The organism is uncultured Holdemanella sp., assembly GCF_934772795.1.
In the GTDB taxonomy this organism is placed as follows: domain Bacteria; phylum Bacillota_I; class Bacilli_A; order Erysipelotrichales; family Erysipelotrichaceae; genus Holdemanella.
Map to the genome: position 1 here is coordinate 1 of NZ_CAKVMR010000031.1, position 25838 is coordinate 25838.

Consider the following 25838-nt stretch of genomic DNA (forward strand, 5'->3'; position numbering starts at 1 on the left):
GACAAAGGCCAGGTGGTGGTCTGCAATAAAAAAGTGAATAATGCGATCATTGAGAATCGAAACAAGATTATCAAGTGTATCAAGAACAACGCCAATGGCTACACCAACTGGTCTCGCTTCCGCAATCGCGTAATGTATGTACTCGATCCAAACGCTACATTCAGTCTGGAACCAAGGGAGAAACAATCATGGATGCACAAGACATAATTGAATTAATCGAATACTTCAGAACTCTTCAAGATAATGAAATGAAATTTGAAATCGAAGAACTACGAGGATACATAGACATAAGATTCGAAGAATTATATGACAAATTAACTGAATACATTGATCTCAATTGTTCAGATTCAAATCACCCATTATAAAAGGAGCAGAGATTTCAAATATCTCTGCTCCCTAGTTAATAATCCTTTAAACACTCATAGGGTTTTCAACCCTACAATTCTTGAAGCCAACTCTTAGTCGACCCTATCTAATTGCGGATTACCCAGTTTAATTATGCATTTAAAGCTGCTTTTGCTTCTTCGCAAAGTTTAGTGAAGCCTTCAGCATCGTGAATAGCCATTTCACTTAACATTTTACGGTTGATAGCAATATTAGCTAATTTTAATCCGTGCATTAAACGAGAGTATGATAAGTCGTTCATACGTGCAGCTGCATTAATACGTGTAATCCAGATTTTACGCATGTTTCCTTTTAACTTACGACGGTCGTTGTATGCATATCTGAATGAATGCATTACCTGCTCATTTGCAGTTTTGTATAATGTATGTTTTGATCCAAAGTATCCTTTGGCAAGTTTCAACACTTTTTTTCTACGAGCGCGTGAAACTGTTCCACCTTTAACTCTTGCCATTCTTTATATCCTCCTTAATTACTTAACTAACATTTCCTTAATACGTTTGTAATCTGTAGCATGTACAGTACCTGGTTTAGCTAAGTGACGACGTTGTTTCTTAGTCTTTCCATGGAAACGGTGAGATGTATAAGCGTGAGATCTCTTTAATTTTCCAGAACCTGTCTTTTTTACACGTTTTGCTAATCCTCTGTGGCTCTTCATTTTAGGCATAGTCTAGTCCTCCTTACTTCTTTTTAGGTGCCAACACTGTTGACATCGTATTACCTTCCATTGAAGGTTTTTTCTCAACGATAGCTACTTCATCCATAGCTTCGATGAAGTCATTCATGATCTTACGACCAACTTCCAAGCGAGTGATCAAACGACCACGGAATCGCATATCAATCTTTACTTTCATACCCGCTTCGATCCATTTTGACGTCTGACGAACTTTTGTTTCAAAATCGTGTGTATCGATAATCGGCGATAAACGCAAAGATTTAACTTCAACAACATGTTGCTTACGCTTAGCTTCTTTTGCTTTTTTCTGTTGTTCGAAATGATAACGACCATAGTCTAAAACTTTACACACGGCCGGACGCGCCTTGGGTGCAACACACAACAAATCTAAATTTTGTTTGTATGCAATGTCCAATGCTTCTTTTTTTGACATAACTCCCAATTGTTCTCCATCCGCATTGATGACAAGAACTTCTCTAAACGGAATCTTTTCGTTAAACAAATCATCGTTTACATTATTTGGGGCAACTTTTCTGTTATTGATATTCGACACCATCCTTTTTCATTTTTCCAAAAAGAAAATGGGTGCATTTCGCACCCATCACTCTTTTAAACGAATTCAAACTGAATTGGCCGTGAACCTATGTCCCTTAGACATCAGGTGAGAAGGGGTGCTTCTATCTTTCCATTTCTTTTACTCATTGATAATACCACACACATATGGTTTATTCAATATCTTTTTTCAAAAAAATAAAGTCGAATAAATCGACTTAAACACATAAATGGTGGACTCTTGGGGATTCGAACCCCAGACCCACTGATTAAGAGTCAGTTGCTCTGCCAGCTGAGCTAAGAGTCCATTTATCAGTGCCCATATATATTACCACGGCTTATTTTTAAATGCAACTACTTTTTCAAAAAAAATAAGGTGTCAATCGACACCCTATTCCATCATAGCCATTTTTTCTTCCCACTCCTGCATCAATGCAGCAATCTCGTTATGCTTATCATCTATTTTCGCATCTAACTCTTCCATCTTACGATAATCTTGATAATATTCTGGTTCATACCTCAATTCTCGCATAGCCTCTAAATCTTGTTCTGCTTCCTCTAAAAGCACTTCTAGTTTTGCGACACGATTCTTAATTGCTTTTAAATCCGTAAAAGATACCGTTTGTGGCTTAACTTCTTTTTCGACCTTGACAACCGATTCTACCAATTCATTGCTTGCCTTTTTCTCTAAGTACTCTTCATAATTCAAATCATATACTTTACTGATTGAACCCATCTCTAGTACACGCGTAGCCATCTTCTTTAAAAACATACGGTCATGCGATACAAACAGAATGGTTCCATCATATTTTTCTAAAGCAGACTCCAAAGCTTCCTTAGCCGGAATATCTAAGTGGTTTGTAGGCTCATCCAACAATAAAACATTATCATGTTCTAACATTAATTTAGCTAAAGCCAAACGAACTCTTTCGCCTCCCGACAAATCATTCACTTCTTTAAACACTTCATCCTGCGTAAATAAAAAACTAGCCAATGTATTACGAATCTGTGTTTGCGTCGCATCCGGATCCATATCCCACAATTCATCCAATACATTCTTACTAGACTTCATCTGAGCACTTTCCTGATTGAAATACCCCACATCAATTTGATGACCAAATTTAAAGCTTCCCGATATACTTGGAAGTTCCTTGACTAAAGTCTTGATCAAAGTTGATTTACCAATTCCATTCGGACCAACAATAGCCATTCTTTGCCCTTGTAACAACTGAAAAGAAACTTCAGACAATACTTTATCATAGCCAACCTTTAAGTCTTCCACTTCAAGAACCTGTTTACCACCTTTTCTTGCACAAGTAAACACAGCCTTCATCTGACTTGTATCTGAAGTACTATCTTCGATTCTGTCCATGCGATCCAAATACTTCTGTTTACTCTTCGCAAAAGCAGCCTTGTTCTTTTTATATCTAAATTTTTCAATCAAATCCTCTAAACGATGAATCTCTTGTTGTTGTCGAATATAAGCCTCATGATTCTTTTTCAGATATTCATCTTTCGCCTTTAAATAATGTGAGTAATCCCCCACATATCTTTGAGTTTTACCAAATTCAATTTCCACGATTTCATCTACAACATGATCCAAGAACATACGGTCATGGCTGACTAAAACAACCGCGAAAGGATAATGCTTCACATAATTTTCAAGCCATTCAATAGCTGCAATATCCAAATGGTTTGTCGGTTCATCCAACAATAAGATGTCTGGTTTTGTCAACAATAGTTTAACTAAGGCAATTCTTGTTTTTTGACCAGAACTAAATTCACACAATTTTTTATTTAAATCACTTTCATCAAATTGAAAATGGAAAAATACATTCTTTAATTCCACCTCATATTGATATCCATTCAATGCCTCAAAGCGCGTCTGTAGTGCATCATACTTTTCAAGTTGTTTCTCACTTGAATCCGTTTTAAGCACTTCTGCCTGTGCATTTAACTGCTTTTCCAATTCACGAACTTTGTCAAAAGCCGTTAAAAGTTCTTCATATACTGTCTTTTCTTCATCCACAAAAGTAATCTGTGCCAAATACCCAATATTTGTACCATTCAAAACCATACGTGACCCTGAATCATAGTTTTCTTGTCCACATATAATTTTCATCAACGTTGTTTTACCACAGCCATTACGACCAACCAACGCAATCTTTTCATTATCACGCACTTGGAAGTTTGCCCCTGCCAAAACTGTTTTTGCTCCAAATGACTTTTGTATATTACTCAATTGTAACTTCATACTATCACCCTAAATTTCAAAATATCTTACAATACCTTTAACTAGCACTTTCGCTAATGCATCCTCATTGTCGTTAAAATAGGAAACGCTTGAAGAATTCATTGCGCTCGCATATGAAAAATAAAGACCATACATTCCATACGCATTTTTATATTCTGCATTCTTCATCTCATCCCCATAAACACCAGTGTATGTTGCTCTTCCACCAGTTTCTCTTAATTGCGGATACAATTCATATTTTTTCACTTCGCCATTTTCATCTTCCGCAAACGAATCATATAACACACCATTTTCCTGCGTACTATTCGTTCTTGCCGCATACAATGTCAATCCACTTTGTTCCACATAATATGAGATTGTATTGGCCAACCCACTATTTGTATATGGACTTGCCATCATATAAGGCGCATCAACATTTTCATCATAGCTTGCACCCAAGGCAATATATAATTTAGCCTTTGCCTTATAACCACGAGCTGGACGACCATCTGCACCATAATAACCAGGTGTTTCGTTTTCTTTACGTAAGATTTTTACCTTTAATCCCTTTTCTTCTAATTCCTTCTTTAATTTTTTTGCGAATTCCATAGAAGAAGTTGGTTCATCTAAAATTGACGTGCTTGCACCATAATCCACCGTATTCGAAATGTAATTCATCGCATTTCCACATGGATCGATTACTACATCATATACATTGGATTTTGGAATGTGCTTTGTGACAATAATAAACGCATAGTTTTTCTTTAAGTGAATATCATACTCTTTTAAAGCCTCTTTATCGGCCACAAACGTAATATCTTTCACCTTTTTATTACGACGCATTGTTGTGATTGTCTTTGCCTTAAAGGCATCATCAAAATAGATACGTTCTTTTTCATAATGATCATATGTATATAGTTCATAAATCCCTTCTTTTAAAGAACCTAAATCTATACCTGAATCCACTTTTCCATTAAATGTAAAACTTGTAATGGCATCGTTCATCACATTTCTTAGAACAATGTTATTGCCTTGCATTTTATCCGTTGTCTTTGTACCATACTTATCTTTATACAAAGACAACGTTTCCCCATAAACTAAATAATCACTTAGTCGATAGGATCCATCAAATTTAGTCTCCACCTTTTTCTGCAATTTCTCAACATCCACTGTATCCAAATAAGATTGTGACAACTTATCTATTTCTGTTGGTCTTGATGCATATAAAAAAACACAAACAACCGCAATAGCGATTGTAACAACTCCAACGATCATCGTGCTTAAATTTCTCTTATTAACTACTCTTACTTTTTTCATACCCCTTATTTATATCACACAAGAAAACAGGTATCAACGAGATACCTGTTTAATTCATTAGAAAATTAAGTTTCTTGGCGTACGTGGATATGGTTGAACATCACGAATATTCGCAACACCACTTAAATACATCAACATACGATCAAATCCTAAACCGAATCCTGAGTGTTTGCATCCTCCAAAGCGACGTAAATCTAAATACCATTGTAATGTTTCTTGTTCCATTCCAATTTCTTTCATACGATTTACTAATACATCATAACGCTCTTCACGTTGAGAACCACCAACCAATTCTCCAACATAAGGAACTAATAAGTCACATGCTGCAACTGTTTTGTTGTCGTCATTGACACGCATATAGAATGCTTTAATATCTTTTGGATAATCCGTTAAGAAAACAGGACCATTTACGATTTTTTCGCAAATATAACGCTCGTGTTCACTCTGAAGATCCATACCCCAGAAAATATCCTGGTTTTCAAATTGATCTTTCGCTTTTTCCAAATATTCAATAGCCTTAGTATATGTCATTCTTTCAAAATGAGAGTTCGCAACATGAGTTACACGTTTAATACATTCTTTATCGATCATTGACGCAAAGAATTCCATTTCTTCTTTAGCATGTTCTAAACAATAGTTGATGCAATATTTGATCATTTCTTCAATGCAATCCATGTTGTCAGCTAAATCCGCAAATGCAAGTTCTGGTTCAATCATCCAGAATTCAGAAGCATGACGAGTTGTATTTGAGTTTTCTGCACGGAAAGTTGGACCAAAAGTATAAACATTACGATATGTTAATGCGAATGGTTCCACATGCAATTGTCCAGATACTGTAAGTTGAGCATGTTTTCCAAAGAAATCCTTGTCATATTTTGCATCTTCACGAGTTGTTACTGTGAAACATTCACCAGCACCTTCTGCATCGTTACCAGTGATTTCTGGTGTATGTACATATACGAATCCACGATCTTGGAAGAATGTGTGAATAGCCATACTTAATACACTTCTTAATCTAAACATAGCATAGTATGTATTTGCACGAGGACGTACATGAGGAATTTCACGCATAAATTCAAAACTGTGACGTTTTTTCTGTAAAGGATAATCGTGATCACATAGTCCTAAAACACTAATGCTTTCAGCTTGAATTTCAAATGGCTGTTTTGCATCTGGAGTACATACAAGTTTTCCTGTTACTTCCATAGCTGAACCTGTAGTAATTTTTGATACTTCATCAAAGTTTTCTAAGCTATCCGCATATACAACTTGCACATTTGAAAAAGTTGTTCCATCATTCAACGCAATAAATCCAACTGCCTTTGAATTACGATTTGTACGAACCCATCCTTGCAAAGTAATACTTTGTCCATCGTACTGTTCAAATGTTTCTTTTAATTTTTTTACTAACATAGTTTCTCCCTTCAAAATAAAAAAAACGTTCCTTAATTAAAAGGAACGATTATTACCGCGGTACCATCCTGTTTCATCACACGTATGTATGCACTCAATTGGAATTTAACGCATTCCACACGTTACTGTCTACTTAATTTCTCCAGTACGACTCCACAGGTGTTATCAATCCAAACTTGCACCGTCTATTTTCACCTAACAAGACTCTCTTTACATGTTCGTTTTGGACGACTTCTATTTCTGCGTCTTTGTTTCTAATGAATTTGTAATAAATACCAATTCTTGTATAGATGATACCACATCAATACTTTTAATGACAACCCCTTTTGGGACCAAAAAATGTTGATGCGTAAAATCAACAATACCATTAATTCCACATTGTACTAATTTATCTACTGTTTCTTGTACATCATGTGAAATTGTTAAAATCGCAATACGACATCCTTCAGGAATCTTCGTATCTAGTTCCGACATTGGATACACTTCAACACCAAATTGTGTTCCACACTTAGCTGGATCCACATCAAAGGCACATGCGATTTCACCAACAACATAATCCCATTTATTATAATTCATTAACGCACGACCTAAGTTACCAGCTCCGACTAAAATTATTTTTTCATCAAAATCAACGCCTAGCTGACTATTAAATATATCAATCAGCTTATCCACATCGTATCCATAGCCTTGTTTTCCAAGATTTCCTAAAAACGAGAAATCACGACGAATTGTCGTAGGTTCAATATCTACAAAGCTCGATAATTCTTTGGACATAATTCGTTCAACGCCATTTTTTTGAAGTTTACGTAAAGCTTTTAAATATACTGGATACCTCTGTAAAGTTGCTTTGGGCACATTTCTATTCTGCATTTTTATCACCCCACGCAATAATAATATCATATTTGTGATATATTTAACAAGTTAACTTGTGAAAAAATTTAAAAAACAAAAAAGTCGATTACTCAACTTTAGAAAATCTCTTGATCCACCTGCAACAATGTTGAATCCACATCTTGAAGAAGTGTTTGAATTCTTGAATCATAAAAATAAGGCACACCCTTCTTTTTCGCAAAAAACAATACAGCAACCCACAGGATCACAAGTAAAATAAATGAAACTCTAAAAGGAATGTGAATCAAAAGTACAAACACAAGTAAGAACACAATATACGCAAGTGTATCTAATAAGATAAATCGTTGAAATATATTATTCAATGTAACCTGATAATAATCTCTTTTTCTCGATAAAAAAGCTTTCGTAATGGAATCATATTCCTCATTAAATTCCATTTTATTCAAATCCTTCTGATTGTCTTTATGTTCTTTATAAAATACAACTTCTTGCATTCTTAAAAGACAAAACAACATGGCCTGTTTATTTTCGTCTTTCGAAAATTTTTGATAATACAATTCCAATAACTTTAAATAATCATTATCCGAAATTGGTTTTCCAACCATATTCTGTGCAATGACTTCTAAACGTTCTGTTAATACATCCGAAAATACAAGAATGTTATTTTGAGCACGCCTCTCAATCTCTTTTAAAGCCCCAAGAAAATGATCAGCCACGATATGCCTTAAGTGCACATGCGATTTGATCTGGACAAGATGTTGGCTTATTTCCACATGTTACTCCAGTCAAAGTATCGATAACTTCATCTACACTTCTACCCTTCAATAAGCATCCAATTCCTTTTAAATTTCCATTGCATCCACCAATGGCCTCAAAACTTTTAATAATTCCATCTTCAATTTCAAAATTGAATTGACGACTACAAACACCCTTTGGTGTGTAACTATATTTTTCCATAATTTCCTCCACTTAATCGGTCTAAGACCTTTCTACATACTACTGCTATTAATATACCACTCACAATGGACAATGCCAAAAGAATTGGTAAAAACAACTGCATAAAATACTGTTGGTAAATCCAAGTAATTGCGATTACTTGTCCTATATTATGAAAGCTAGCTCCAAGTATACTAACTCCATAAATCGAAAACACTTTACTTCGATAAGCTAAGATCATCGCAATACAAGCCAAAATACCACCGCTTAATGAAAGCCAAAACGAAACAGAAAATAACATTCCCTGCATCAAGCTCGATAAAAAGATACGAAGCAACGATACATAAGCCAATGATTTTTCATCATACATATAAAGGGCAAATAAGCCAGCAATATTTGCCAAGCCAATCTTATATCCAGGAACAATCATAAATATACCTACAAAGCTTTCTAAAAGCTGCAACAATATACCGGCCGCAACCAAGAAAGCTAAAATGACACTTTTCTTGACCCTCATTGTATCACCGTATCCTGACTGGCTTCTTTTTCAATTTTTACCACTGTCTCATTGGGCAAACATACAATGGGTACATTGGCATCCGAAACATAGCCTTGTTTCGAACAATAATGATGTGGACTCTTTTCTTGTGTAACACGCACTTTTTTCTGTTTAACCTCAATATGCACTTTTCCAAGCTTTCCATTTACGACATACGTTTTATCTTTTGATAAATCAATTCGCAACACTTGTTTTTCCTTAACATATACACTCGCATAAGCATTTTCATTTTTACTAAAAAACAAAGGAACACATAGTACTACCGCTATGATCATAATGCATACTATCAGAATTTTATCTGCCTTTTTCATTATTGAACGACCACACTTACATTTTTCGTAACAGAATTTCCAAAACGATCACTGATTTTTACTTGCACATCCTGCGTTGATGCAGTAGACGTATCTACATTCGCTTCAAAAGTAACTCCCGATAAATCTGTCGCATGAAAGTAGGAATTCCAATCAATATTCTGTCCAACCCCAATTGTGATTTGACTCACTTCACTTGCACAAACTGGAGCCGTTGTATCTTTAACTTTTATTACGAAAGGATACTCTTTACTTCCGTCCACAATCGCAAAGTCATATTCCCCAACAACCAAATAATCCATTCCAGATGTCATAAAGCGATTATTTTTCTTATCTACACCAACACTTTTTGAAACAACTTTTAAGTGAGATGAAAAAGTCGCATTTTTTAAATATAAAGTTGGATTGGCATAAATATCTTTTCCAAGTTCAATCGTGAACATCGATTTTTTTAATTGAACCCCCAAGGAACATGCACACAATAAGAATGATAAACCTATAATTCCTATTTTTTTAAGCATCGAATTCCTCCTTTAATTCTGAAGCCATCTGCTTCACTTTCGCTAAGCGATGCTTCATTCCAGACTTTGAAATATCTTCACCAAATTCATTTTTACACTCTAAACACAACTCATTTAGATTGGCCTCTGGATACATTTTGCGAATTTGCATCGCATGCATAATTTTTTCTGGAATTACAATATTTTTAGCATGACTCTCTAAAAACTCAATAGCCTCTAACTGCGATTTTGCCGCCTTTAAACTCTTTACTTCATTAGCAACCTCACAATTATCAAGGCGCGTGATCTGATTATAGAAATCTCTTTGAATTCTAGAATCTTCAAATTCAAACAACGCATTCGAAGCATTACATAAACGCAAGAAGTCAGCAATTTTATCTCCCGCTTTTATATATACTACATAAACACTTTTTCTTTCGATGACTTTTGCCGGCAAATAAAAACGCTGCATTAATTTTTGAACGCTGAACGCCAAATCTTTTTCCTGACTTGACATTTCTAGATGATAATTGCTCGATTTTGGTGAGTTGATACTGCCACTAGCCAAAAAACACCCTTGCAGATAAGCTCTAGCCATCTTTTCAGATCGAACCATTTTTACGCTTGGTGTATAACGCAAACCTGTATCTGTTAAAATCTGAAGATCTTCCAATATTTCTTGAGCCTTATCAAACACTTGAATACGATATATGTTATTTTTCTTTAACTGCATTTTTTTCAACACAGAAAGACGAGGATCCACATCATATAACGTTTTCATAATTTGAAAGACATGTTTGGCAATGGTTGCATTTTCAGTTTGAAACGACAAATACATACCTTGCCAGTTCATATGTAAACTTGCTCGCATTTGAAAAAGGGCACATAATTGTGCCTTCATCATTTGAGCATCGATTTCTTCTTTACAAATTTCTTTTTTAATTTCAGATGTAAAGGACAAGTCTATACCCCCTTGATCAATTCTTCTACCACTTCTTTGACAGCCATTGGATTATGACGAATACGCCCTTTGGCATCCAACGCCAACAAATCTCTTTGTATAATAGCATAGTCTGTTGCTTCATTTCCAATACAAATTGGATAACTATTTTGTGAAGCATACATATCTAAAACTTCCTGAGGTAATTTGGACTGGTTAACCACAACTAGATCTACTGGATGTTTAAACGAATGCTTTTCAATCGCGTTAATATGATCCTGAACCGTATATCCATCCGTTTCTCCAGGCTGAGACATGGCATTACAAAAATAGATTTTCTTACAAGGGTTCTTTTCAATGGCTTTTGAGATATCCGAAATAATTAGATTGGGCATAATTGAAGTATATAAAGATCCAATACCATAAATAATCAAATCAGCATTTTTAATAGCTTCAATAGCCGGTTTATATGCATGCACATAATTCTGATAAAAAACATGATCGATACTGTTACATACTGTTGGAATATTTTTTTCTCCACGAACCAATGTTCCATCTTTCATCATGGCATATAATGTAACAACATCCAATGTACTTGGAAGAATATTCCCCTTCACATTTAATACTCTCGAAATTGATTCAATAGCTCCCATAAATGAGCCTGTAGTATTGATCATTGCCAAGAAAATCAAGTTTCCTAGATTATGACCACCCACATCTTCGCTTCCTTCAAAACGATAATTCAACAAATCAGAGAAAAAGCCTTCATCTTCTTCATCGGCCATGGCACATAAAACATGTCGAATATCTCCAACTGCAGGAATATTGTATATATCACGAATTCTTCCCGTACTGCCACCATCATCGGCTACTGTAACAATGGCCGTTAAATCAACATCTTCCAATCGTTTCATGCCCTTTAACATGCTTGAAAGACCTGTACCCCCACCAATTACGACTATTTTTTTCATTCTTCATCAACTCCAATATCACGATGCGATTTAAAACAACGATATGTATCTTTATATTCATCATACAACCAGTTACAAATCGAAACCGAGCGATGCTGACCACCTGTACATCCAATCGCAACAATCATATGGGACTTGTTCTGTTTCTCATATTGTGAGAACACAAAATCACAATAATCCTTTAATTTCACAATAAACTCTTGTGTTTCTGGTTTATCCATTACATAGTCATATACTTCTTTTTGATTTCCTGTTTTCTCTCGAAGCAATGGATCATAAAATGGGTTTGGCAAGAAACGAACATCAATCACCATATCCGCATCTAATGGTACGCCATGTTTAAAGCCAAAAGATTGGAACGTAACTGTAAACACGCTTCTTTGTGCACTTTTAAACCGATGTAAAACACGACTTGCCAAAGCAGAAGTACTTAATTTTGTCGTATCAATATGAATTGTATTCTGTGAATTTTCTTGTAGATGATCCAAAAAATCACGTTCTACTTCAATCGCATCTTCTAATGTTGTAGCCAAATGATTCACAATCATAGGGTGTTGTCTTCTTGTAAAGCGATAACGCAACAACAATTCTTCGTCGCTGCAATCTAGAAATAAGATTTGAAGATCGCGGTTGATATTTTCAAAGTAGCTCACAAAGGCCTGGTAATCAATAGCGCTCACACTAAGTGCCACATTTTTATAGTGAGACTCATCCTTTCTTAATAACTCTTCTAAATTATCCAACAATTCCTTAGGAAAATTATCCATACAATAATAGCCTAGATCTTCTAGAGCATTCATTGCACTTGATTTTCCAGCCCCTGACATACCTGTCACAAGAACAATTTTATTTTCCATAATCACACACATCCTTTTTATAAATTATACCAACATTTGAACTTGAGTACAATTTTGACTATCATATAAACAGGAGGAACACATATGAAACCATGTATATTTTTAGATATCGATGGAGTAATCAATCCGAGTCGTAAAAAGAATTCCTATTGTCTCGATTACAATTTACCAGATGTTTTGGCCAAAAAATTAAACCACCCAAAAATTGCCACACTAAACGCATATTTAGTCAATCAAGTGTATTATTGTTTTTCAAAAGAAAGTATCCAACTTTTGAAGCAACTCATTGAAAAATATGACGCTCAAATCATCATCACAAGTTCATGGAGAATTGTATATTCTTTAGAACAACTTCAGACCATGTTTGACATCTTTGATTTAGGAAAATATGTTAAATCCGTTACCACTTTAATTAATCCACGCACAAAAGCTATTCAAGAATTTATTAATGAAAACAATGTGACAAGTTATATTGTTTTAGATGATTTTGACATGTCCAACGCTTTCGATTATCATTTTGTTTATGTTCGCCACTACTTTAAAGACCTCGACTACAAAAAAGCGGACTACGCTTTATTTATTCAACAAAAGGAGTTATCGAATTGAAAAAACACATATTTACCATTCTTACAATTTGTAACATGTTACTGATATTTTACTTTTCCAGTCAAAACGCAGACCAATCCACCCAAACAAGTGCCTGGTTTTTACAATTTTTACCATTTTCTATGCATGTTGTTCGTAAACTCGCACATTTTACAATTTATGCTCTGCTAGGATTCAACGCATTCTACATGTATAAGAATTATGGTGTAAAACACTACGCACTATATGCTTTGATTACATGTATTCTATATGCTTGTAGTGATGAATGGCATCAGTCTTTTGTCTCAGGAAGAAGCCCACAGATTACAGACATATGCATTGATACTTGCGGTGCTTTATCCCTAATTCTATTAAATATTGGTGTAATTCGATTAAGAAAGTCCCAGAAAACGCTTCAAAATTGACAATAAAATGAATTGTGCTACGATTCTAGTGGTGATTATATGAAAAAGTATGTTTTTGTTAACAAACAGATATTCGTCCTCTCCACTCTAATCGTGGCACTTTTATTTTTTCTAATTGTAGCAGCCTACACACTCCATCCAAACCGATACATTACGTGTGCTGGAAATTTTTTAACAGTAGAAAAAACACACTTAAAAAATGGTGAAGCCGTAATCGAAAAAATCAAAATTCCTAAAGGTACAAAAGTAAAAGTTCATCAAAAACAAGAGCATTCAAGTATTATCATTTACAATCATGATAAACTAAAAGTTAAGAATTCAAATCTTTCAAATAGTTTTAATGAAGCGATTCATACTGATTATGTATATTGTCGAAGATTAGTAAACTTAAGAGAAGAAAAAGGCGGCAAACTAAGTAAAGTGGTTGTCAAGAAAGGTGAAAGTGTAAAAGTTGAATCCATTGATAAGAAAGACTGGGATGAAAACACTGGCCAAATTCGTTGGTACAAAGTCAAAAAGAAGAACAAAACCTATTACTTAAGTGGTACATATGTGGAATCATCAAGAAAATTAGCATTAAAAAAGTATGATCAAGCCATATCTTATTCCACATATTGGGATGACTACTACAAAGATGGATATTCTAAAGATGCCTATACATCGCAAATTGACTACAAACCAATCAAGAAAGAAACCTATAATGAGAATCCTATGCCTAAACATGTAAAGGCTATCCATGTTTCAATGGACAATTTCATCAACAATCAAAAATACATTGAAAAGTTAAAGGATATCAATACGATCATTGTCGAAACTAAGAATGATGAAGGTTCTATCTTATATGCAAGTGATGTATGTAAGGATTATTTATCCGATCCTAGTCTTGCGATAAATAATGCGATGATTTCAAAAAAAGACTTAACAAAAATCATTAAAGAATACAAAAAGAAAGGATTCTATTGCGTAAGTCGTATTGTTACTTTTAAAGACGCTGTTTTTGCGATGGAAAACCCGAATGAATCACTAACAGATCATAATGGCAATTTAGTAATGTACAACGATCAATACTGGCCAAGTGCTTATTCTAGAAAAGCATGGATGTATAATGTAGAGCTAGCCAAAGAATGTGCGGATCTAGGCTTTAATGAAATTCAATTTGATTATGTTCGCTTTCCTGATGGAACGGCAAGCGCAAATTCAAAATTAAACTTTCACAATACATACAAAGAAAGTAAAGTAGCCGCCATCCAAGGATTTCTTGAATATGCTAAAGAAGAATTATCCCCAAAACACGTTTATGTTGCTGCCGATATGTTCGCATGGCCTATTGTAGCTTGCGATGATCAAGATATTGGACAATTTCTTCCAGCCATTGCCAATGTAGTAGATGTTATTTGTCCTATGCCTTATTTAGATCACTTTTCAAGTGGAAGCTTTGGCATTGAGGATCCTGTTGAAAATCCATACGACACCTTATATGCATTCACTAAAATCAGTAACGAACAATTAAAAAGTATCAAATATCCTGCTAAATACCGAACATGGATTCAGGGATATAATATGGATGCAGAGGATGTAAAACAAGAAATAAAAGCACTTAAGGACACAAATTATCCGGATTATATGGTTTGGCTAGCTAGTGGCGATAAGAAGGATATAGATAAAATCAAAAAAGGATTTTAAAACCCATGCTTCAAACATGGGTTTCTTTTCTTATTTCTTGTATGTTTTATCGATGAATTTTTGTGCATCAACCACAAAACGACTGTGTACACCTTTTCCAATTGATTTACCATCTTGGAATGCTTGTACTTCATAATCAATTTTGCGACCTTCCACATTGACCATCTTAGCTTCAATTGTGATTGTTGCTCCTAATGGACTTGCCATATCATGAGACACATTCATACTGATGCCAACACTTGTCTTGCCTTCTTCTAATTCTAGGCATAGACATGCAGCCTCTTCCATCCACGCAATCATTTGTGGTGTAGCTAAAACATCCAATGATCCACTCTTCATAACAGAAGCTAAATTTTGTTGTTCAACCACACGTTGAATTCGAATTGTTTTTAATTCCATGTTCGTTATCCCTCCTTTGATATATTAATCCATTGTTAAAATATTGACAATGTATTTTATTAGTTTCCACGTTCTATGATAGAATGTATTAAGAGAAATGAATCAATCATTTCCGATAGAAAGTAGGTCATATATGTATTCTAAACAAGAAGAAAACCTAATCCTATACCAAAAATCAAAACATAAAATCACTATACATCTTATTCTTTATTTTTTTGTACTTTGCGTTTATTTTTTAGCCATGGCATACCTTTTCTCAAGCATGGAATTCTTGAAAGTAGATGATACAGCTTTTCGCTCTATGTTGATCAAATTAGGAACCGGACAGATTCTTTTATATGGCATCACCTTTATTCTTCTTTCAACTGGTAAAAAATGGTCCCGCATTCTATATTGGATAGATATTGCGATTAGTTTTTTGATTATATATTTTCCAATCAAACTATTGTTGTCAAACCTTACAACCATATTACCATTCTTTGTACTTGTTGCTTGTATGCTATTAAAAACCATTGTGCTTTGCCAGATTGGTGGCTACTTAAGAAATAATCGTTGGTGTAAGATTTATTTTGATCACACAATCGAATTGGACGATGAAGACGATGATTGGGTAGCTAAACAAACAAAGAATGTAGATTATGAAAGAATCAAAGATAGATACGAAAATAAATTCGAACAAACGGAACAAGATGAAGAAGATGAATATGTAGTAGAAAAAGCCCCTATGACTTTGCCTCAACTTTCTGTTCGTTTAGGCATCATTATTTATGGTGAATTAATTTTATTCCCGATTCTAATCCAAATCTTTTCAAATCTATTCGAAAGTTTGGATATGCAAAAAGTATTTGCGACAAAAGATATCTTTATGTTGTGTATTTTTACAGCCTTTATTTGGACCATTCCATTATTCTATATGTACTACAATCAAAAGGCGACAAAGAAAATCATCGCATGTTGTATGGTAGGAGAAATCATTCGTATTCTAGTTTATTTACCAACCTTTATGAACTACTATAAATCACAGGAATATTCACTTCGTGTATTTATCTTCTTTGTGGTCATAGATATCATTCGATTGGTTATCCTATTTGTATTCGCAATCCATGTTTTACAATCAAAACAAGAATATGCACAAAATCCCAGAGACTAACTCTCTGGGATCTCTTTTACAATAATAGGCAATTCAACTGTGATTTTAGTTCCCACATCTTCTTTTGAAGTTAAATGAATTTTGCCTTGATAATAATAGACAACATGTTTTACAATCGACAAACCTAAACCTGTACCTGGAATAGTTTTTGAACGTTGTTTATCCACACGATAGAATCTTTGAAAGATTCGACTCTGATCTTCTTGGGCAATTCCTACACCTGTATCTTCCACGCTAAAGTACATATTCTTTTGATTTCTCTTTAGAACAACATCAATTCGTCCATTTTGTTTATTGTACTTGATCGCATTCGAAATTATATTATAGAAAATACCTTTAATATGATCTAGGCTCGCAAAAACTGTAAACTCTGTCGCATTCACATAAACATTTAAATGCATAGCCTCAATTTGTGGCTTTAAAGTCTCCACAACTGAATCCAACAATTTTTTTACTTGGATATGCGAATAAGTGACTTGCATCTCTTCAGTTTCTAATTTAGAAATCGTTAAAATATCATTGATCAACTGTGTCATATGATCACTTTCTTTTAAGACACAATCCAAACACGTATCAATTTGATTACTATCTTGAATCGTATGTGAACGAATCAACTCAGTATATCCACGAATGGAAGTCAATGGTGTTTTTAATTCATGACTCGCATTACTGAAAAATTCCTGACGAACCTTTTTTTCTTTTTCCAGTCTTTCCAAATACTTTTTATTTTCTTCGGACATATTCGTCAATGCATCTGTGATTCCATAAAGTTCGGGATAATTATATTTATGAAACGATAGCACTTCTTTTGAAATATCTGTTGAATTAATTGTATTTGTGATATCTTGAAACGGTTCTACAATTTCATTGGCCATCTTTTTAGATAAAATAAATACCACCATAAAAGATACGGCAATACTAAATAAAAATGGAGCTAATAATATTGAGATAGATTGACTCAATCCATCAAAAGGCATAGCCAATCGAACAATCGTTTGATTATCTTCTTCATAGTCAGCTACATATAAATAAGAACGTTGCATAGTATCTGAGTGACGAATACATGTGCCTGTACCTTGGGCAATGGCTTGTTTTACTTCTTCACGCTGCAGATGTTTTTCACGAATTCTATTTTTATAGTTATCATATAAAACTTTTCCGTTTCGCTTAATAATTGTGATACGAATATCTTCCGATTTAAAAGTATCACCCAAACGAGTCGTATTTAAATCATCGATTTCTAAGTTTTTCACCAATTTAACTGTATTCATTAAATATTGTCGATCCTGTGATATGGACGCTTTATATAAGCTTACATAAAGTAAACCAAAACCTAAGATAAATGTGATCAAAAAAGTTATTAAAAATGAATGGACAATCTTCTTATGCATCGTTATCCTCAGCAACAAAACGATATCCAACCTGTCTTACAGACTGAATCCAGTGTGCATATTCATTCCCCATTTTCTTACGCAACGAGTTAATATGTACATCCAATGTTCTGCTTTCTCCAATAAAATCATATCCCCAAATTTGATTGATCAATTCTTCTCGTGATACAGCTCTACCTTCATTTTTAGCTAAATACTTCAACAATTCAAATTCTTTGAATGTTAATTCTACAGGTTCTTCATGAATTGTCACCGTTCTTTTATCTAAATCAATGCACAATCCATGCACTTGAATCATTCGTTCATCCTTTTTACTTCTTCTTAGAAGTGATCGAATACGAGCAGCAAGCTCTAATACACTAAATGGCTTTGTCAAATAATCATCAGCTCCTAAATCAAGTCCCATGATTTTATCAAGTTCTTTATCTTTTGCACTTAAGATAATAACAGGTAAATCTTTAAGTGTTGCCTTTGAACGAATAAATTTTAATATATCATATCCATTCATGCCTGGTAACATCAAATCTAATATGGCTAGATCTACTTTATTGTTTTGTAGATAATCATATGCATCTTTTCCATTTTCAAAATCAACTAGTTCATAATTAAAACTAGCTAATGTTAATTTTAGTAATTGACGAATATTTTCATCGTCTTCAACAATTAAAACTCGTTCCATAAAATCAACCCTCTTTTTTGTCATTTTATCATGAAAGCAAGTAAAAAAGGAGTAAAGTTTTTTTAACATTACTCCTTACAATCTAAATTATTTTTTTAAAGATGGGTTCCAGTGTTCGTTTGGTTCTAATCCTAAGAAATCACAAACTGTAGCTGCAACGTTAGATAAACCTAAATCTTCGCCTTCTTTTAATTCACATTCCGCATTGTATACGATGAATGGAACTGGTGCTAATGTGTGGCTAGTCTTGCTTTCATCATCCGCATTACCGTGGTCTGCAGTAACTAATAAGATACCATTTACTTTATTTACAGATTCAATAACACGTGCAAGTTCTAAGTCAACAGATTCAACACCAATGATAGTTGCTGGTAAACTTCCAGTGTGTCCTACCATGTCACCATTTGGATAGTTTGTACGAATGAAATCATAGTTTCCACTTTCGATTGCTTCACACAATTTATCAGTGATTTCAGCAGCCTTCATCCAAGGTCTTTGTTCAAATGGAACTACATCACTTGGAATTTCAACATAAGTTTCTAAAGACTCATCAAATTTTTCTGAACGGTTACCATTCCAGAAATATGTAACGTGTCCGTACTTTTGAGTTTCACTGATTGCATATTCACGAATTCCGTGTTTACACAATTCTTCAGTTAATGTGTATTTAATTTTTGGTGGTTCAGTCAAATAGTTCTTTGGAATTTGTAAGTCTGCATCATATTGTAACATACCTGCAAATTTAACATTTGGAACTTTAACACGATCAAATTTGTCAAATGAAGCATCTCCATCAAATGCTAAAGAGATTTCTTGAGCACGGTCACCACGGAAGTTGAATAATACTACGCTATCACCATCATCGATAGTTCCTACTGGAGTACCATCTTTTGCGATAACAAATCCTGGAAGATCTTGGTCAACAACATTTAATTCTTTACGATATGTTTCGATAGCTTCTGTAGTTGAAGCAAATTGTCTTCCTTCACCCATTACGTGAATTTTCCATCCACGTTCAACCATAGACCAGTCAGCTTCATAACGGTCCATTGTGATTTGCATACGTCCACCACCACTAGCGATGCATGCGTGGAAGTTGTCATCATTTAATTCTGCCATAAATGATTCGATATCATTTACATATTCTAAAGCTGAAGTTGCAGGAACATCACGTCCATCAAGTAATGCATGAACACGAACTTCTTTAATACCTTCATTTTTAGCTTCTTTGATCAAAGCCTTTAAGTGAGAAATATTAGAGTGTACGTTTCCATCACTTAAAAGACCGATGAAATGCATTTTGCTGTCTTTTGCATTTTCTGCTAAATCTTTCCAAGTTTTAGAATTGAAGATTTCTCCAGACTCAATATTTTCGTTAACTAATTTAGCTCCCTGAGAGTAAATTTGTCCACAACCTAATGCGTTGTGTCCAACTTCTGAGTTACCCATATCTGAATCTGTAGGAAGTCCTACTGCTAGTCCATGAGCACGAAGTTGTGTATGTGGACATTCTGCCCACAATTTATCAAGTGTTGGTTTGTTGGCTAATGCAACCGCATTGTTCTTCTTGTCTTCACGAATACCAATACCGTCCATAACAACCAAAATTACTGGTCTTTTTTTCATTGTATTTTTCCTCCATTAATCGATAATAATATAACACTAACTAGCCCTTTTTTCAACGAACTCGTCTCAACAAATGAAATTTTTCACAAAAAGAAAAAGCCGCTTAACGGCTTTGATAACGAGATAAAAATTGTTGTGTTCTTTCTTGTTGAGGATGCTCGAACAATTGTTCAGGCGTACCTTGTTCTGCAATGACCCCTTTATCCATGAAAATAACACGGTCACTGACTTCTCTGGCAAACTGCATTTCATGTGTCACAATAACCATTGTCAAACCTTCATTGGCTAGCTTTTTCATAACATCCAAAACATCACCAACCATTTCTGGGTCTAGTGCACTAGTTGGCTCATCAAACAATAATACTTCTGGATCCATGCATAAGGCACGCGCAATCGCTACACGCTGTTTTTGTCCACCAGAAAGTTTAGTGCTAGGCTTATTCGCAAACTCTTTCATCCCAACTTCATCTAAAAATTTCAAGGCTGTAGCTTTTGCCTCTTCTTTAGATTTCTTTAAGACACGAATCTGACCTAACATACAATTTTCTAATACAGTCAAATTGTTGAATAAGTTAAAACTTTGAAACACCATTCCAACCTTAGAACGATATTCATTCACATCCATTTGACCACTTAGAATGTCTTTACCGTGATATAAAACATGGCCTCCATCCATTCTTTCTAATAAGTTTACACATCTTAACATTGTACTTTTACCAGATCCACTCGATCCAATAATAGTAACCACTTCTCCTTTATGAATATCGAAATCTACATCGTTCAATACTTTAAGATTTCCAAAATGTTTCTGGAGATGTTGAATTTGAATAATTGTTTCCATAATCTCTCCTCCTAACTACAGAAATCTTTCATGCTGCTTTCGCTATCCATTCTTTTCTCAAGATAATTCAATAAGAAAGAAGCGAGTGTTGTTAAAATTAAATACAAAATAGCTGAAACCAAGAATGTTTCCATAACGCGATAGTTACTTCCTGCAACGGATGTTGTCTGGAAATATAGTTCCGTTACCGTAATAACATTCAACATTGAACTATCCTTAATATTTACAATCAATTGGTTTCCAATTGAAGGAAATGAATTTTTAATGGCTTGTGGAAATACAACATACATTAAAGTCTGCATCGTTGTCATACCCAAAGACATAGCGGCTTCATTTTGACCTTTATCCACAGACTGAATTCCAGAACGAATAATTTCAGCCATATAAGCACCCGTATTAATTGAAATAATAATTAAACCTGCTGTAATAGGATTCCATCCAATCACAGGTTTTCCTGCATAATAGATAAACATGGCTTGAACCATCATTGGTGTACCTCTAAAGATCCAAATGTACAATCCTGTAATAATTCTTCCAATGTTCTTTAAACATTTAATAGCTGTTGAATCATATTCGTTGACCTCAATCGCACGAATGCCGCCGACTAATAAGCCGACGACAAATCCTGCAAACGTACCAACGAATGCGAACAACAAGGTCATCTCAATTCCATATTGGAAAAGAGGTATGTTATGAACAAATATGTTCCAAGTTTTCGCAATATCAATACGCATAATTAATCCTCTGTTGGTTGATGTTCTACTGCATATTCCATCATTTCTTCACGTTCTTCATCTGTAATACTATCTAAAGCTTTTTGAACTTTTTTGAAGAATTTAGAATCACGAGAACCCTCTTTTAATGCGATTGAAACTGTTGTATCACAATCAAATCCATGTCCATCCGCAAATTGAACGACTGTTAAGTCTGGGTTAGCTTCTACTACACCTTTCGCAACTGCCATTTCTGCTGTAATTCCATCCACTTCATTTTGTTTTAAAGCCAAAATCATTTCAGGATAAGTAGCCTTTGGTGTTACATGATTTACACCTTTAATTTGATCAATTACATCATTATAGTTTGTTGCTTTTTGACCAACGACATTTTTACCAGAAAATTGTTGGATATCTGTATATCCAGCTTCTTCACTATCTTTACGAACGATCATGATCATTCCCTTTGAATCATAATATGGAGTTGTAAAGTCAGCTCCTTCTTCACGTTTTTTATCCTTAGTCATACCAGCGATAATCGCATCGATTTCATCATTTTCTAAAGCTGGAATCAATCCATCCCATGCCGTTTTCTTAATGACTAATTTCTTTCCTAATTTTTTCGCAATCTTTTTCGCAACCTGCACATCATATCCATCCGCATAACCAGCTTTACCCAATTTTACAGAAGTATCTGTTTTTTCAGATGTTTGCCAGTTAAATGGAGCATATGCACATTCCATTCCTACGACAAATGTGTCCTTATCTTCTGATGTTGTTGCTGTGTTTGATCCACATCCTGTTAGTGCAAAAGCACATACCATGGCAGATGCCATTAATTTTTTAAAGTTCATATTTCTTTTCTCCTTCTCTAATCGGCAAAGAATAGAAAAAAGCTATGCGGGCATACCACATAGCTAAAAAACAATCTCATTAACTATAAGATAACGCCTCTTCCTGACGAAGGAGTGTTATAAGTATTCCTTATAACCCCAAGAAACAAAATTGCCATTTCATTTCTTTCGGCATTGGTTACCTTTCAAACACTTCACAGTCTGCCAACTCCATGTTTTACTCTGATGCAATGCTGCCTCTATCTTTACTCGATTCACTTTATAGTGCTTATTATACTCGTCATATATAGAGTGTCAAGAAAGAATTCGCAAATTTTCATAAAACTGTAAATATTTTCATTGTTTCTTTAAGCTTCTTTTAAGTTTTAAAGACTATTCTATAAGCAGAAATAAACAGGTATCAACCCAATACATATAACCCTTTCCTAAATAACTTATACTGTTTATTTCATATATTCCTATTTCTTTGGTGAGTCACAATAATAGACTCACCCCTTTTTTTACCCAAGAAAAAAAGAAAAGCCGAAGCTTTCCTTAATGTGTTTCTCCAGAAACCACTTTAATATCTGTATCACTCTCTAACATAGCTTCTACAGACAACTCAATGGCTTTGGCAATATCTTTTAAATTCATTCCAGGCGTTCCAGCTGGCTGATTCACTGTTTGTTCAGTCGCAAAAGGCACATGCATAAAGCCACCCTTTACACCTTTAAATTCTGTATGACAATAATGCAATACAGAATACATCACATCGTTACAAACATATGTACCTGCTGTATAGCTCACACTTGCAGGAATTCCATTCTCTTTCATCTTTTCAACCATTCTAAATACAGGAAGCATTGTAAAATAAGCTTCTGGCCCATTTTCTACAACACTTGTCTGCAAAGGCTGATTGCCTTCATTATCGGCAATTCTAGCATTTCGAAAGTTAATACCCACCCATTCAGGTGTGACTTGACTTCTTCCACCAGCTTGGCCAATACATAATACGTAATCTGGTTGATTCTCTTGAATTGCTTCATAAACTGCATCTGGACCCTTTTGAAATACTGTAGGAATTTCTTTCTTAATAATTTTTGCACCACTAATTTCATCCGGCAATAATTTAACAGCTTCATAAGCCGGATTGATTTTTTCTCCTCCAAAAGGATCAAAACCTGTAATCAATACTTTTTTCATAACATTTTTCTCCTATGACATCATGATCATCATGACAATTTGCACAACTAACATAATTACGGCAACAAGTACTTGTTTTTTAATGACACCATTTTTATCTTTCATTTCTAAGATTGCGACAGGAACCATATTAAAGTTTGCAGCCATTGGCGTACATAGTGTACCACAATATCCACAAGTTAAAGCTAAAGATCCAATCACTACTGGATCTGCTCCATATTTAAGCACAAAAGGTGCACCAATACCAACTGTCATTACGGTAATTGCCGCAAAAGCATTTCCCATGATCATAGTAAATACAGCCATGCCAATCGCATAAACAATAATTCCAATTGTAATGTTGCCTGCAGGAATAATATTCGATACTAAACTAGAAATAACATCACCTACACCTGCAGCCGTAAATACGGCACCTAAAGCAGCAAGCAACATTGGTAGCATACTTAATGGTCCAACCACATCCATCATTCTTCGACAATCTTTCAAGAAAACACTAGGCGTATTTGCTTTTGAATAGATACGCAAAATAATCATGGCTACAAATACACCCACAGTCATACCAACTAATGGTGAAATCTTAGTAAAGAATGCAGCTAACAACGCAAATAAACCAATACATATAGCTGGAACAAACACCTTTGAACCGATCTTCTTGTTGTTTTGTTCCATCTCTTCAAAAGTAGGTTCTGGCTCATTACCAGGTGAAACTTTCTTTAAAATTGGAGGCAATACCAAGATGATCAATAAAATACCATCAGCCAATGCTGGTAACCATTTACCTAATACAAACATAAGTCCTAAATCAAACCAGAAAATAAAAGAACCAACATTATTTTTATTTTCTTTATCTTTTAGATTTTTAAAGGCAACATAAATAGAAATCAATCCAATAAGACAATACATGATTTCTAATAGTTTTTCTGAAAGTGTAACATCCACACTTGTATAGAATTGAATTGGATTCATTATTTAGTCTCCCTTCTAGACAATTGTTTATCTTTAATATAGTAATACACAATTGCGACTGCCACCGCAATAATTGCCACTGGAATCTGTACTTTCATTAAATCGACTAATTCAACATCATATCCTAAGCCAGCTAGAGTCGATTGTACTAAAATCATTCCACTTGTTCCTACAAATAAAACTTGTCCAAAGAACCATGCGATATTTTCCATACCACTTGCCATTCCTTTTAAGTTTTCTTCATACTTTTCACTGATTTTTTTCCCATTTTTCTTAGCTGCAGCTGTAGCCATAGGTAATACAATAGGACGAACAAATCCTGCAACACCACCAAAACTTACATTAAATGCCGCAAATACCAAGCGGAATACGCCATAAATTGCCAAAACAACACCTGCAGATGCATTTTTGAATTTCTTCATTAGATTGGCAGCCGCCTGTTTTAAACCATTTCTTTCTAGTGTTCCCGTAACTACCATAACCATCACAAACACGCACATACTGCGGTTAGCGACAAAACTTGATCCAAGTGTTTCCAAGAAAGTAACTGGATCCATACCTGCAACAAGTGCAGTCACAATAGCGGCAATCATAATGATCAAAATCGAATCCAATTTTAATACAAATCCGATTACGACAATTATAATGCCTAACAATTTCAATAATTCCATAATCTTTCATTCTCTCTTTCATATTTCTTACAGAAATTTACATCCGAAATTATACCATATTCATCAAAAAAAATAAAAAAAGCATGTAAAATTTCTTTTACATAGCTTAATTGCGGTCTATTTAGCTTGTTTCTTGACTACTCAGGAAAAATAT

The 25838-nt window shown here is 34.5% G+C and carries 31 protein-coding genes, 1 tRNA gene and 1 riboswitch; of the genes, 6 read left to right on the forward strand and 26 right to left on the reverse strand.

The annotated features are described in order from the left end of the window. Window positions 1–207: transposase (locus Q0F04_RS06865; RefSeq protein ID WP_295751659.1), on the forward strand; the 207-nt coding region annotated here is incomplete at its 5' end. Next, window positions 189–365 (forward strand): hypothetical protein, encoded by a 177-nt coding sequence (locus Q0F04_RS06870; RefSeq protein WP_199519796.1) that lies wholly within the window; start codon window positions 189–191, stop codon window positions 363–365. The genes Q0F04_RS06865 and Q0F04_RS06870, both read left to right, overlap by 19 nt. 131 nt (window positions 366–496) lie before the next feature. Here the strand turns inward: Q0F04_RS06870 and rplT are convergent, their stop codons facing one another. From rplT to rapZ, 16 genes are all read right to left on the reverse strand, one after another. Next, entirely contained in the window at window positions 497–856 is a 360-nt protein-coding gene (gene rplT / locus Q0F04_RS06875; RefSeq protein ID WP_003865814.1) for a 50S ribosomal protein L20, read from the reverse strand. Between the two features lie 18 nt (window positions 857–874). Further along, window positions 875–1069, reverse strand: coding sequence for a 50S ribosomal protein L35 (gene rpmI, locus Q0F04_RS06880; RefSeq protein ID WP_003865815.1), 195 nt, complete (start codon window positions 1067–1069; stop codon window positions 875–877). A gap of 13 nt (window positions 1070–1082) precedes the next feature. Next, entirely contained in the window at window positions 1083–1634 is a 552-nt protein-coding gene (gene infC / locus Q0F04_RS06885; protein ID WP_117926784.1) for a translation initiation factor IF-3, read from the reverse strand. Between the two features lie 227 nt (window positions 1635–1861). Next, window positions 1862–1937, reverse strand: a tRNA-Lys gene (locus Q0F04_RS06890). Between the two features lie 84 nt (window positions 1938–2021). Continuing rightward, entirely contained in the window at window positions 2022–3884 is a 1863-nt protein-coding gene (locus Q0F04_RS06895) for an ABC-F family ATP-binding cassette domain-containing protein (RefSeq protein WP_295751664.1), read from the reverse strand. A 9-nt stretch (window positions 3885–3893) separates the two neighbouring features. Next, window positions 3894–5180 carry a hypothetical protein gene (locus Q0F04_RS06900; RefSeq protein WP_295751665.1) on the reverse strand — a complete coding sequence of 429 codons (1287 nt, stop codon included), beginning with the start codon at window positions 5178–5180 and terminating at the stop codon, window positions 3894–3896. Between the two features lie 57 nt (window positions 5181–5237). Further along, on the reverse strand, window positions 5238–6593 hold the full coding sequence (asnS, locus tag Q0F04_RS06905; protein WP_295565194.1) for an asparagine--tRNA ligase: 1356 nt from the start codon (window positions 6591–6593) through the stop codon (window positions 5238–5240). A gap of 234 nt (window positions 6594–6827) precedes the next feature. Next, window positions 6828–7463 carry a redox-sensing transcriptional repressor Rex gene (locus tag Q0F04_RS06910; protein ID WP_295565196.1) on the reverse strand — a complete coding sequence of 212 codons (636 nt, stop codon included), beginning with the start codon at window positions 7461–7463 and terminating at the stop codon, window positions 6828–6830. A gap of 98 nt (window positions 7464–7561) precedes the next feature. Further along, window positions 7562–8161, reverse strand: coding sequence for a hypothetical protein (locus Q0F04_RS06915; RefSeq protein ID WP_295751668.1), 600 nt, complete (start codon window positions 8159–8161; stop codon window positions 7562–7564). After that, on the reverse strand, window positions 8154–8402 hold the full coding sequence (locus Q0F04_RS06920) for a TIGR03905 family TSCPD domain-containing protein (RefSeq protein ID WP_118116388.1): 249 nt from the start codon (window positions 8400–8402) through the stop codon (window positions 8154–8156). Before Q0F04_RS06920 ends, Q0F04_RS06915 begins: the two co-directional genes overlap by 8 nt. Further along, window positions 8389–8898 (reverse strand): Gx transporter family protein, encoded by a 510-nt coding sequence (locus tag Q0F04_RS06925; protein WP_117572355.1) that lies wholly within the window; start codon window positions 8896–8898, stop codon window positions 8389–8391. Before Q0F04_RS06925 ends, Q0F04_RS06920 begins: the two co-directional genes overlap by 14 nt. Then, complete coding sequence (locus tag Q0F04_RS06930; RefSeq protein WP_227991255.1) at window positions 8895–9251, reverse strand: NusG domain II-containing protein; 357 nt, start codon at window positions 9249–9251, stop codon at window positions 8895–8897. Before Q0F04_RS06930 ends, Q0F04_RS06925 begins: the two co-directional genes overlap by 4 nt. Then, window positions 9251–9772, reverse strand: coding sequence for a hypothetical protein (locus Q0F04_RS06935; protein ID WP_117572350.1), 522 nt, complete (start codon window positions 9770–9772; stop codon window positions 9251–9253). The genes Q0F04_RS06930 and Q0F04_RS06935 overlap by 1 nt, the downstream gene beginning before the upstream one ends. Beyond that, window positions 9765–10712, reverse strand: coding sequence for a DNA-binding protein WhiA (gene whiA / locus Q0F04_RS06940; protein WP_295751674.1), 948 nt, complete (start codon window positions 10710–10712; stop codon window positions 9765–9767). Before whiA ends, Q0F04_RS06935 begins: the two co-directional genes overlap by 8 nt. A gap of 2 nt (window positions 10713–10714) precedes the next feature. Further along, the gene (gene yvcK, locus Q0F04_RS06945) at window positions 10715–11662 is read right to left on the reverse strand and encodes a uridine diphosphate-N-acetylglucosamine-binding protein YvcK (protein ID WP_117572345.1); all 948 of its coding nucleotides are present in this window, start codon (window positions 11660–11662) and stop codon (window positions 10715–10717) included. Continuing rightward, entirely contained in the window at window positions 11659–12519 is an 861-nt protein-coding gene (gene rapZ, locus Q0F04_RS06950) for an RNase adapter RapZ (protein WP_242995640.1), read from the reverse strand. The genes yvcK and rapZ overlap by 4 nt, the downstream gene beginning before the upstream one ends. An 84-nt stretch (window positions 12520–12603) precedes the next feature. On the opposite strand from rapZ, the gene Q0F04_RS06955 reads away from it, so the two are divergent. The 3 genes from Q0F04_RS06955 to Q0F04_RS06965 all read left to right on the forward strand — a co-directional run bounded on the left by Q0F04_RS06955 (window position 12604) and on the right by Q0F04_RS06965 (window position 15212). Then, on the forward strand, window positions 12604–13125 hold the full coding sequence (locus Q0F04_RS06955; protein WP_295751676.1) for an HAD domain-containing protein: 522 nt from the start codon (window positions 12604–12606) through the stop codon (window positions 13123–13125). Beyond that, window positions 13122–13529 (forward strand): VanZ family protein, encoded by a 408-nt coding sequence (locus Q0F04_RS06960; RefSeq protein WP_117572341.1) that lies wholly within the window; start codon window positions 13122–13124, stop codon window positions 13527–13529. Before Q0F04_RS06955 ends, Q0F04_RS06960 begins: the two co-directional genes overlap by 4 nt. 93 nt (window positions 13530–13622) lie before the next feature. Further along, on the forward strand, window positions 13623–15212 hold the full coding sequence (locus Q0F04_RS06965) for a putative glycoside hydrolase (protein ID WP_295751679.1): 1590 nt from the start codon (window positions 13623–13625) through the stop codon (window positions 15210–15212). A 30-nt stretch (window positions 15213–15242) separates the two neighbouring features. Here the strand turns inward: Q0F04_RS06965 and Q0F04_RS06970 are convergent, their stop codons facing one another. Then, on the reverse strand, window positions 15243–15611 hold the full coding sequence (locus tag Q0F04_RS06970; RefSeq protein WP_295565203.1) for a thioesterase family protein: 369 nt from the start codon (window positions 15609–15611) through the stop codon (window positions 15243–15245). A gap of 241 nt (window positions 15612–15852) precedes the next feature. Here Q0F04_RS06970 and Q0F04_RS06975 point away from each other — a divergent pair, with 241 nt between their 5' ends. Beyond that, complete coding sequence (locus Q0F04_RS06975) at window positions 15853–16761, forward strand: hypothetical protein (protein ID WP_295751682.1); 909 nt, start codon at window positions 15853–15855, stop codon at window positions 16759–16761. Here the strand turns inward: Q0F04_RS06975 and Q0F04_RS06980 are convergent. The 9 genes from Q0F04_RS06980 to Q0F04_RS07020 all read right to left on the reverse strand — a co-directional run bounded on the left by Q0F04_RS06980 (window position 16758) and on the right by Q0F04_RS07020 (window position 25684). After that, window positions 16758–18032, reverse strand: a complete 1275-nt coding sequence (locus Q0F04_RS06980; RefSeq protein ID WP_295751684.1) for a HAMP domain-containing sensor histidine kinase — start codon at window positions 18030–18032, stop codon at window positions 16758–16760. The genes Q0F04_RS06975 and Q0F04_RS06980 overlap by 4 nt on opposite strands. Before the next feature lie 112 nt (window positions 18033–18144). Next, window positions 18145–18831: a response regulator transcription factor gene (locus Q0F04_RS06985; protein WP_117572330.1), complete on the reverse strand. Its 687-nt coding sequence runs from the start codon at window positions 18829–18831 to the stop codon at window positions 18145–18147. Window positions 18832–18918: 87 nt separating this feature from the next. Next, the gene (gene gpmI / locus Q0F04_RS06990; RefSeq protein WP_295751687.1) at window positions 18919–20457 is read right to left on the reverse strand and encodes a 2,3-bisphosphoglycerate-independent phosphoglycerate mutase; all 1539 of its coding nucleotides are present in this window, start codon (window positions 20455–20457) and stop codon (window positions 18919–18921) included. A gap of 103 nt (window positions 20458–20560) precedes the next feature. After that, window positions 20561–21298: an amino acid ABC transporter ATP-binding protein gene (locus Q0F04_RS06995; protein ID WP_295751690.1), complete on the reverse strand. Its 738-nt coding sequence runs from the start codon at window positions 21296–21298 to the stop codon at window positions 20561–20563. A gap of 11 nt (window positions 21299–21309) precedes the next feature. Then, window positions 21310–22032 (reverse strand): amino acid ABC transporter permease, encoded by a 723-nt coding sequence (locus Q0F04_RS07000; RefSeq protein ID WP_295751693.1) that lies wholly within the window; start codon window positions 22030–22032, stop codon window positions 21310–21312. 2 nt (window positions 22033–22034) lie between these two features. Then, window positions 22035–22865: a transporter substrate-binding domain-containing protein gene (locus Q0F04_RS07005; RefSeq protein WP_295751696.1), complete on the reverse strand. Its 831-nt coding sequence runs from the start codon at window positions 22863–22865 to the stop codon at window positions 22035–22037. 83 nt (window positions 22866–22948) lie between these two features. Further along, window positions 22949–23115: riboswitch (Lysine riboswitch) on the reverse strand. Window positions 23116–23399: 284 nt separating this feature from the next. Beyond that, window positions 23400–24047 (reverse strand): pyroglutamyl-peptidase I, encoded by a 648-nt coding sequence (gene pcp, locus Q0F04_RS07010; RefSeq protein ID WP_295751698.1) that lies wholly within the window; start codon window positions 24045–24047, stop codon window positions 23400–23402. Window positions 24048–24059: 12 nt separating this feature from the next. Beyond that, window positions 24060–25013: a DUF979 domain-containing protein gene (locus Q0F04_RS07015; RefSeq protein WP_295751701.1), complete on the reverse strand. Its 954-nt coding sequence runs from the start codon at window positions 25011–25013 to the stop codon at window positions 24060–24062. Beyond that, window positions 25013–25684 (reverse strand): DUF969 family protein, encoded by a 672-nt coding sequence (locus Q0F04_RS07020; RefSeq protein WP_295751703.1) that lies wholly within the window; start codon window positions 25682–25684, stop codon window positions 25013–25015. Before Q0F04_RS07020 ends, Q0F04_RS07015 begins: the two co-directional genes overlap by 1 nt. Window positions 25685–25838 lie beyond the last annotated feature (154 nt).

Bases quoted from the DNA above. Each gene is read 5' to 3' on its own strand.
- Q0F04_RS06870 (WP_199519796.1), top strand. From the start codon at position 189: ATGGATGCACAAGACATAATTGAATTAATCGAATACTTCAGAACTCTT.
- rplT (WP_003865814.1), bottom strand. From the start codon at position 856: ATGGCAAGAGTTAAAGGTGGAACAGTTTCACGCGCTCGTAGAAAAAAA.
- rpmI (WP_003865815.1), bottom strand. From the start codon at position 1,069: ATGCCTAAAATGAAGAGCCACAGAGGATTAGCAAAACGTGTAAAAAAG.
- infC (WP_117926784.1), bottom strand. From the start codon at position 1,634: ATGGTGTCGAATATCAATAACAGAAAAGTTGCCCCAAATAATGTAAAC.
- Q0F04_RS06895 (WP_295751664.1), bottom strand. From the start codon at position 3,884: ATGAAGTTACAATTGAGTAATATACAAAAGTCATTTGGAGCAAAAACA.
- Q0F04_RS06900 (WP_295751665.1), bottom strand. From the start codon at position 5,180: ATGAAAAAAGTAAGAGTAGTTAATAAGAGAAATTTAAGCACGATGATC.
- asnS (WP_295565194.1), bottom strand. From the start codon at position 6,593: ATGTTAGTAAAAAAATTAAAAGAAACATTTGAACAGTACGATGGACAA.
- Q0F04_RS06910 (WP_295565196.1), bottom strand. From the start codon at position 7,463: ATGCAGAATAGAAATGTGCCCAAAGCAACTTTACAGAGGTATCCAGTA.
- Q0F04_RS06920 (WP_118116388.1), bottom strand. From the start codon at position 8,402: ATGGAAAAATATAGTTACACACCAAAGGGTGTTTGTAGTCGTCAATTC.
- Q0F04_RS06925 (WP_117572355.1), bottom strand. From the start codon at position 8,898: ATGAGGGTCAAGAAAAGTGTCATTTTAGCTTTCTTGGTTGCGGCCGGT.
- Q0F04_RS06930 (WP_227991255.1), bottom strand. From the start codon at position 9,251: ATGAAAAAGGCAGATAAAATTCTGATAGTATGCATTATGATCATAGCG.
- Q0F04_RS06935 (WP_117572350.1), bottom strand. From the start codon at position 9,772: ATGCTTAAAAAAATAGGAATTATAGGTTTATCATTCTTATTGTGTGCA.
- yvcK (WP_117572345.1), bottom strand. From the start codon at position 11,662: ATGAAAAAAATAGTCGTAATTGGTGGGGGTACAGGTCTTTCAAGCATG.
- rapZ (WP_242995640.1), bottom strand. From the start codon at position 12,519: ATGGAAAATAAAATTGTTCTTGTGACAGGTATGTCAGGGGCTGGAAAA.
- Q0F04_RS06955 (WP_295751676.1), top strand. From the start codon at position 12,604: ATGAAACCATGTATATTTTTAGATATCGATGGAGTAATCAATCCGAGT.
- Q0F04_RS06970 (WP_295565203.1), bottom strand. From the start codon at position 15,611: ATGGAATTAAAAACAATTCGAATTCAACGTGTGGTTGAACAACAAAAT.
- Q0F04_RS06975 (WP_295751682.1), top strand. From the start codon at position 15,853: ATGGCATACCTTTTCTCAAGCATGGAATTCTTGAAAGTAGATGATACA.
- Q0F04_RS06980 (WP_295751684.1), bottom strand. From the start codon at position 18,032: ATGAATACAGTTAAATTGGTGAAAAACTTAGAAATCGATGATTTAAAT.
- Q0F04_RS06985 (WP_117572330.1), bottom strand. From the start codon at position 18,831: ATGGAACGAGTTTTAATTGTTGAAGACGATGAAAATATTCGTCAATTA.
- gpmI (WP_295751687.1), bottom strand. From the start codon at position 20,457: ATGAAAAAAAGACCAGTAATTTTGGTTGTTATGGACGGTATTGGTATT.
- Q0F04_RS06995 (WP_295751690.1), bottom strand. From the start codon at position 21,298: ATGGAAACAATTATTCAAATTCAACATCTCCAGAAACATTTTGGAAAT.
- Q0F04_RS07000 (WP_295751693.1), bottom strand. From the start codon at position 22,032: ATGCGTATTGATATTGCGAAAACTTGGAACATATTTGTTCATAACATA.
- Q0F04_RS07005 (WP_295751696.1), bottom strand. From the start codon at position 22,865: ATGAACTTTAAAAAATTAATGGCATCTGCCATGGTATGTGCTTTTGCA.
- pcp (WP_295751698.1), bottom strand. From the start codon at position 24,047: ATGAAAAAAGTATTGATTACAGGTTTTGATCCTTTTGGAGGAGAAAAA.
- Q0F04_RS07015 (WP_295751701.1), bottom strand. From the start codon at position 25,013: ATGAATCCAATTCAATTCTATACAAGTGTGGATGTTACACTTTCAGAA.
- Q0F04_RS07020 (WP_295751703.1), bottom strand. From the start codon at position 25,684: ATGGAATTATTGAAATTGTTAGGCATTATAATTGTCGTAATCGGATTT.